The sequence below is a fragment of the Amaricoccus sp. genome (assembly GCF_036846665.1).
GTDB lineage: Bacteria > Pseudomonadota > Alphaproteobacteria > Rhodobacterales > Rhodobacteraceae > Amaricoccus.
The window spans coordinates 1-7,535 of sequence record NZ_DAIUBO010000190.1; the positions used below are offsets into that span (position 1 = coordinate 1).

The following is a 7,535-nucleotide window of genomic DNA, read 5'->3' on the forward strand; positions in this document are numbered from 1 at the left end:
CCGCCGTGCCCTGGCTCCGCGCCGATGCCGGGGGCCGCGTGACCGCGCTCAACCCCGCCGCGGCGCAGGGCCTGCCGCAGCCCCTCGAAACGCTGGAATCCGCGCTGGTCGACCCGCCGCTGCGCCCCGACGGCATCCATATCCTCGCCGGCAGCGGCCAACCGGTGCGCGCCGTGGTGCTGCCCGGCCAGGACTCCCAGCGCGACGTGCTCTTCGTGCCGCTGGCCGGCGACGAGATCGCGGGCCTCGTGCCGGATCATTTCCTCGAGGAGCTGCCGGTGGCGCTGGCGCGGCTCGAGACCGACGGCCGGCTGATCTACGCCAACCGCGCCGCGCGCCAGCTGCTCGGCGAGCGCGCCGAGCCCGGGGTCAACATCTCCGACCTGATCGAGGGGCTGGGCCGCTCGATCCGCGAACGCCTCTCGGACACGAGCAAGGGCCGGGCGCTGGGCCGGTCGGAGGTCGCCCGCGGCACCGCCGACGGCCAGGAGATCTTCCTGCAGGTCGCCTTCACCCGCACCGTGCTCGACGGCGCGCCCTCGCTGCTCGCGGTGCTCTCCGACGCCACCGAGCTCAAGACGCTCGAGGCGCAATTCGTCCAGTCCCAGAAGATGCAGGCCGTGGGCCAGCTCGCCGGCGGCGTGGCGCATGACTTCAACAACCTCCTGACCGCCATCAACGGCCATTGCGACCTGCTCCTGATGCGCCACGACGTCGCCGACACCGAGCATGGTGATCTGATGCAGATCCGCCAGAACGCCAACCGCGCCGCCGCCCTCGTCCGCCAGCTGCTGGCCTTCTCGCGCAAGCAGACCCTGCGCCCCACGATCATAAGCCTTCAGGACACGCTCTCCGAGCTCACGCATCTCCTGAACCGCCTGCTGACCGAAAAGGTGACGCTCCGGATCGAGCACGGGCCGGATCTCAACCCGGTCCGCGTCGACGAGCGCCAGTTCGAGCAGGTGATCATGAACCTCGTGGTCAACGCCCGCGACGCCATGCCCCGCGGCGGCGAGGTGCGCATCTCCACGCGCAACGAGCATCTCGACCGCGACCTGCACCGCGACCGCGCCGTGGTGCTGCCCGGCGACTACGTCGTCGTCGAGGTCGCCGATTCGGGCACCGGCATCCCGAAGGACAAGCTCGCGAAGATCTTCGAGCCCTTCTACACCACCAAGCAGGTCGGCGAGGGCACCGGCCTCGGCCTCTCCACCGCCTACGGCATCGTCAAGCAGACCGGCGGCTTCATCTTCGTCGACAGCCCGCCGGGACAGGGCGCGGTCTTCACCATCTACCTGCCGGCCTACGAGAAGACCGCCATCGCCCCGCCGCCCGTCGAGCCGGAGATCCGCCGCCCGCGCGACCTGAGCGGACGCGGCCTCGTGCTCCTGGTCGAGGACGAGGACGCGGTGCGCAGCTTCGCCGCCCGCGCGCTGCAACTGCGCGGCTACACGGTGATGGAGGCGGCCTCCGGGGAGGAGGCGCTGGAGATCCTCAAGGACGAGAGCCTCAACGTCGACATCATGGTCTCGGACGTCATCATGCCCGGCCTCGACGGCCCCGCCTGGGTGCGCGAGGCACGCCGCACCCGTCCCGAGGCCAAGGTGGTCTTCGTCTCGGGTTACGCCGAGGACGCCTTCGTCGGCGGCGACAGCGGCATCCCCGACGCGAGCTTCCTGCCCAAGCCCTTCACGCTCCCCGAGCTGACCCAGAAGGTCAAGGAGATGCTGGAAGCCTGACCCCCGCCCTCCGGATGACTTCGGGAGGTCGCTCCGGACCGGCGCCCCTCCGCCGCGGCGGCGCATGCCCATCGCGGATCCGGCACCGGACGAATCCGCGCATGCCGACGACCGGCTCGTGGCGACGGCCGGACACGCCGGGCCCGGCCCGGACCGCAGGATTCGGCACGTTAACACTTTTATCCAATAATATCAGGCTGCTAAATCCTGTCCCCATGGGGACGGCCTCGAACCGGCCCGCTCCGGCGGCTGGAATCGCCTCCGGAACCGCCCCTTTCGCCCCGGTCCCGCATCCGCTAAACCCGCCGCGCACCTCCGCCGACGGAACCAACGGATGAAATTCACGCTCGCCTGGCTCAAGGAACATCTCGACACCGACGCGACCCTCGACGCGATCACCTTCGCCCTCACCGATCTCGGGCTCGAGGTGGAAAGCGTGACCAACCCGGCCGCGCGGCTGGCCGCCTTCACCGTGGGCGAGGTGATCGAAGCGGGCCCGCATCCCGATGCCGACAAGCTCCGCGTCTGCCGCGTGGCGACCGCGGCGGGCGAGAAGCAGATCGTCTGCGGCGCCCCGAACGCGCGCGCCGGCATCAAGGTCGTGGTGGCGGCGCCGGGCGACTACATCCCCGGCATCGACACCACGATCAAGGTCGGCCGGATCCGCGGCGTCGAGAGCCAGGGCATGATGCTCTCCGAACGCGAGATGGAGCTCTCCGACGAGCACGACGGCATCGTCGAGCTCGATCCCTCGGCCGAGGTCGGCGCCCGCTACATCGACGTCGTCCCCTTCGACCCGGTGATCGACATCGCCGTCACCCCGAACCGACCCGATGCGCTGGCGGTCTCGGGCATCGCCCGTGACCTGGCGGCGCGCGGCATGGGCCGCCTGCGCACGCCCGCGGTCGAGCCCGTCGAGGGCGCCGAGCCCTGCCCCATCGGCGTCTATCTCGCGCCCGACGTGGCCGGCGAGGCCTGCCCGCTCTTCGCCGGCCGCCTGATCCGCGGCGTGAAGAACGGCCCCTCGCCGCAATGGCTGCAGGACCGGCTCCGCGCCATCGGGCTCAGGCCGATCTCGGCGCTGGTCGACATCACCAATTTCGTCACCTACGACCGCGGCCGGCCGCTGCATGTCTTCGACGCCGACAAGCTGCACGGGGCGATCACCGTGCGTCTCGCCCGGCCCGGCGAGCATCTGCCCGCGCTCGACGGCAAGACCTATGCCTTCGACGGCAGTGAGACCCTGGTCTGCGACGAGCAGGGCCCCGAGGCGATCGGCGGCGTGATCGGCGGCCTGCGCACCGGCTGCACCGCCGAGACGGTGAACGTCTTCATCGAATCCGCCTGGTTCGACCCGCACCGCACCGCGCGGACCGGCCGGCGGCTGCGCATCAATTCAGACGCGCGCTACCGCTTCGAGCGTGGGGTGGACCCAGCCTTTACGCCGCTTGGGGTCGAGCTCGCCGCCCGGATGATCCTCGATCTCTGCGGCGGCACCGCCAGCGAGGTGATGGTCGCCGGCGCGGTGCCGCGAACCGCCCGCAGCTATCCGCTCGACCCCGCCCATGTGGAGCGGCTGGTAGGCATGGAGATCCCGCGCGGCGAGCAGATCCGCATTCTCTCGGCCCTGGGCTTCGCGCCGGAGGGCGAGGGAGCTACGCTCGATGTCGCGGTGCCCTCCTGGCGCCCGGACGTCCAGGGGCCGGCGGATCTCGTCGAGGAGATCGCCCGCATCGCCTCGCTTTCGCGCCTTGAGGGCCGGCCGCTCCGGCGCCCCGCCGGCGTGGCGCGCCCGATCCTCACGCCGATGCAGCGCCGCGAGGCCCAGGCCCGGCGGCGGATCGCAGCGCTCGGCTACAACGAATGCGTCACCTACAGCTTCATCGACCGCGAGGCGGCCGCGGCCTTCGGCGGCGGGCAGGAGGCGACGCGGCTCGAGAATCCGATCAGCTCGGAGATGAGCCACCTCCGGCCCGATCTTCTCCCCGGATTGCTGCGCGCCGCCGCCCGCAACCAGGCGCGCGGCTTCGCCGATCTCGCGCTCTTCGAGGTCGGCCAGTCCTTCGCCGGCGGCGAGCCGGGCGAGCAGGCGCGCATCGCCGCCGGGATCCGGATCGGCGCCACCGCGCCGCGCGATGCCCACGGCAGCCGCCGGCCGGTGGACCTCCACGACGCGCGGGCCGATGCCGAAGCCGTGCTCGCGGCGATCGGCGCGCCGGCCAGGACGACGCTCCGGCGCGGCGCCCCGGGCTGGTTCCACCCCGGCCGATCGGGGGTGATCACCCTCGGCCCGAAGACCGTGCTCGCAGCCTTCGGCGAGCTGCATCCGCGCGTGCTGGCGACGCTGGACCTGCGCGGCCCGGCGGTGGCCATCGCGATCCAGCTCGAGGCGCTGCCCTTCCCCAAGACCCGCACCGCCACCCGCCCGCCCCTGGTCGCCTCGGACTTCCAGGCGGTCGAGCGCGATTTCGCCTTCGTGCTCGATGCCGAGGTGGAGGCCGGCGAGGTGGTGAAGGCGGCGCGAAGCGCCGACAAGGCGCTGATCGACGGCGTCACGGTCTTCGACGTCTTCTCCGGCCCGCGGGCCGAGGCGCAGTTCGGCGCGGGCCGGAAGTCGCTGGCCATCGCGGTCCGGATGCAGCCGACCGAGGCCACGCTGACCGACAGGGAAATCGAGGCCGTCTCGGCCCGCATCGTCGCGGCGGTCGAGACCGCGACAGGTGGCAGCCTGCGGACCTGACGGCCGGCGGGCGCAGAGGAAGGAGATCCGAATGCTCAAGGAATTCCGCGACTTCATCGCCCGCGGCAATGTCATGGACATGGCCGTCGGCATCATCATGGGCGCGGCCTTCACCGCGATCGTCACCTCGCTCGTCGACGATCTGGTGAACCCGCTGATCGGGTTCTTCGTCGGCGGCATCGACTTCTCCGACCAGGTGATCCGCTTCGGCGAGGGCGAGAATGCCGCGACCTTCCGCTACGGCAATTTCATCAATGCGGTGATCAAGTTCGCCATCGTCGCCTGGGTGGTCTTCCTGCTGGTCAAGGGCGTCAACAAGATCAAGGAGGCAGCCATGGCGGCCGTCGAAGAGCCGGAGCCCGAGGAGCCCGACGCGCCGAGCCAGGAACAGCTCCTCACCGAGATCCGCGACATCCTCAAACGCGACGCGCAGCCGGCCGGCGACGGCGGCTGAGGGCGAGGATCCCCTTTCGATCCCGGCGCCTGCCGCGTCGACGTCGCCCATCGCAGGATTTCCGCTGGACAGGGCCGGGCCGTTCCCCTAATCAGCGGCGGCGTTCGACGGTTCGCCCGTCGCGGGCCCGGGTAGCTCAGGGGTAGAGCAGCGGACTGAAAATCCGCGTGTCGGTGGTTCAAATCCGCCCCCGGGCACCACAAAATCAAAGACTTAATCGGAAGTTGGGGAGAGGGAACGGGCCGCTAGGTACCACGTAGGTACCAGATTGCGGCCCGATCAAACGTGCTTACCGCGCGGCCAGTTCACGCGATGTGGCGAGCAGGTTTCGCAAAAGCTTCTCGTCCAGGTGTTCAGTCCATTCTCCGAATTCGTAACCGTCCGGGTCGTCCAGGTCGAAGCCTGGCCGTCCCTCTCCGAAGATACCGAATGCGAAGAGCAGTTGCGCAGAAAGGCCGCTCAAGCTCGTCGCCCTGGTCTCGCAGACAGCCAAGCGCGCCTGATATTCCCGGTCCTCGAACGGCTGCATCTCTCGATCCGACAGTTCCAACCCGAGTACACTTGTGATGTCGCCGTTCGCCGCTTTCCACAAAGCAATGGCCTCGTGCACCGGGTCATGGGGTGCAGACTGGCCGGCCAGGGGTATTGTTGCAGCCGCAGCCGCGCCCGCAAGTATCTCGCGCCGGTTCATCTTGGCAGTCTTGGTCATCTAGGCACTCCCTCAGAAAATGCCCGGGGAGGCATGGCGACACGGCGCGCGCGAATGTAGGATTTGCGGTAGCCACGGCTTGCCCCTCCATTGGGCGGGTTGTGGTCAGGGTCGGGGTGGAAGCGCCAACTTCCCCTCGGCCCGCCTCACCCTAGCACATGGCCTAGCGACGTTGAAGCCTTCAGAATTGCCCTCGATACCAGGTCCGAGCTTGCGGTGTTCCGGCCCGCGCCTTGTTCCGGCACCGCGGGGTGCAGTACCGGGTTTCCGGGCGATCCTTCTTCGCCGGGGTCGGGTGGAACAGGTCACCGCAGTATTCGCAAGGCTTCAACGGCATGGCATCCTTCGCGCGCCGCCAGGCCGCCGCAACCTCGGCCGCGTGCCGCGCCTTGCCTTCCTCGCCCTCGCGTTCACATTTCATCGCGCTCTGAGCGGCAAAGGCGCAGGTGGAGTCGCAGTACTTCACCCAGCCGCCACCGCCGCTTTGTAGCAGACGCTCCATCGGAATTGGCTTTCCGCATCGAGCGCAGTTGTCACGTTGCAGGCGCGCGATGCCCTCTTCCGTCCAGCCCGGCTGCCCTTGCTGCCACGTCGGGCGCTTCGCCCCGAGCTGGTTCAGCACCTCTCGCACGACTTCCGCCGCCGCGGCGTCCGCCGCCTTCCACGTCCAGCCACCGGAGAGGATCAGGCCGCTCCTGATACCGTGCCGGATCGGCGCCTCGTATGCGAATACGGTAGGCTCGCCGTGCACCATTATCGCGCGGATGCGCGACACCAGATCGAAGCGACGGCCGTTGACGAGCCGGCCAAGGTGCTTGGCCCGATCGCGCTTGTGTGCCACGTCAGGGCGCCGCATGGGCATCCTGCCCTGTCCTGATCGGCGTTTCGCTCACGGGGCCTCGCCGCGGGCGCTGGCCGTCAGCTCCTGCCACCGTTGCCGCCCCAGCTCCTTGACGCCGGAAATGGCGTATTCGCGCCCGCCGTAGATGATCCGGTCCTCCACCGTGACGCCCAGCCCCCAGCGGATGCGGAACCGGGTGGTGATCACGGCCGCCAGCTCGGCCGCGCGCCAGCGTTCGCCGTCGCTGACCGGCGTGACCTCGGCCCAGACGGTGCCGATCGGCACCCAGGCGGACACCGGCGCCCCGCCGAAGGCGTCGGTGCCATAGGTCGGGCGCTCTATCGTGATGCGCCTGTCGAGCCGCCCCGCGGTTGGCTGCTTCATGGCGCCGTCTCGCCCGGCCCCCAGCTCAGCAGCGCCATGGCGCCGGCCAGGTCGCCCGGCGCGAGCCCGCCTTCCTTCGCCTGGGCGAGGGCCTGCACGGTCGTTGCGAGGGCGCGCGCACGGCCGCCGGCGTCATAGGCCTGCAAGGGCCGCATCACGTCGATCTCGATCTCTGCGCCGAGCTTGGCGCAGGCTTCCTCGGCCACCAGCGCAGCGATCGGCTGCAGGGTCCATCCGGCCAGGTGGCGCTGCGCCTCGCGCACCAGCGGCCCCGTGGTGGTGGCGTTCAGGAGCGCCGGCAGCACGCCGAAGGCGGTGCAGATGGCGCCCCGCGCCGCCTCCAGGGTCTCCACCACGGCCGCCTCGCGCAGCCGTGGGGTCAGGTGGTCGGGACCGCGACCGGGCACCGGCGCCCCGCCTGCGATCGCCTGGCTGAGGTATTCGATCACCAGGGCGCCACCGCGCCGGCCGCGCAGGCTGCCGCGCACCGACTCCAGCGCTTCGCCGCCGCCCCCGTCCAGCGGAACGATCATGCTGCCGATCGGCGCATCCCGGAAGGTCTCGTGAAGCGCCTGCTCCACTTCGTGCAGGAGCTGCGCCGAGAGCGAGGCCCGCCGCAGTGGCGCCTGTCCCGACCAGGGCGCCACCGGCTCGGCCGCCAGCCGGAC

General features: G+C 70.4%; 6 protein-coding genes, 1 tRNA gene and 1 pseudogene. 4 read left to right on the plus strand and 4 right to left on the minus strand.

The genetic code is table 11. From position 1 onward, the window contains the following. From V7050_RS15885 to V7050_RS15900, 4 genes are all read left to right on the plus strand, one after another. Window positions 1–1,739, plus strand: a 1,739-nt coding sequence (locus V7050_RS15885) for an ATP-binding protein (protein ID WP_324410818.1), incomplete at its 5' end; no start/stop codon positions are given. 334 nt (window positions 1,740–2,073) lie between these two features. After that, on the plus strand, window positions 2,074–4,479 hold the full coding sequence (gene pheT, locus V7050_RS15890) for a phenylalanine--tRNA ligase subunit beta (RefSeq protein ID WP_324369046.1): 2,406 nt from the start codon (window positions 2,074–2,076) through the stop codon (window positions 4,477–4,479). 25 nt (window positions 4,480–4,504) lie between these two features. Next, complete coding sequence (gene mscL, locus V7050_RS15895; RefSeq protein WP_324369064.1) at window positions 4,505–4,933, plus strand: large-conductance mechanosensitive channel protein MscL; 429 nt, start codon at window positions 4,505–4,507, stop codon at window positions 4,931–4,933. A 125-nt stretch (window positions 4,934–5,058) separates the two neighbouring features. After that, window positions 5,059–5,133: transfer RNA gene (locus V7050_RS15900), tRNA-Phe, on the plus strand. A gap of 89 nt (window positions 5,134–5,222) precedes the next feature. Here the strand turns inward: V7050_RS15900 and V7050_RS15905 are convergent. From V7050_RS15905 to V7050_RS15920, 4 genes and pseudogenes are all read right to left on the minus strand, one after another. Next, a complete protein-coding gene (locus V7050_RS15905; protein WP_324369048.1) occupies window positions 5,223–5,642 on the minus strand; it encodes a hypothetical protein in 420 nt (139 codons plus the stop codon). Between the two features lie 181 nt (window positions 5,643–5,823). Then, window positions 5,824–6,483 (minus strand): hypothetical protein, encoded by a 660-nt coding sequence (locus V7050_RS15910; RefSeq protein ID WP_324374322.1) that lies wholly within the window; start codon window positions 6,481–6,483, stop codon window positions 5,824–5,826. A gap of 48 nt (window positions 6,484–6,531) precedes the next feature. After that, a complete protein-coding gene (locus V7050_RS15915) occupies window positions 6,532–6,867 on the minus strand; it encodes a phage head closure protein (protein WP_324369051.1) in 336 nt (111 codons plus the stop codon). Then, window positions 6,864–7,535, minus strand: a pseudogene (locus tag V7050_RS15920) (phage portal protein); the annotation flags it as partial. The pseudogene V7050_RS15920 and the gene V7050_RS15915, both read right to left, overlap by 4 nt.

Excerpts from the sequence above, each read along its gene's own strand:
- V7050_RS15905 (WP_324369048.1), bottom strand. The coding sequence starts at position 5,642 with ATGACCAAGACTGCCAAGATGAACCGGCGCGAGATACTTGCGGGCGCG.
- V7050_RS15915 (WP_324369051.1), bottom strand. The coding sequence starts at position 6,867 with ATGAAGCAGCCAACCGCGGGGCGGCTCGACAGGCGCATCACGATAGAG.
- pheT (WP_324369046.1), top strand. The coding sequence starts at position 2,074 with ATGAAATTCACGCTCGCCTGGCTCAAGGAACATCTCGACACCGACGCG.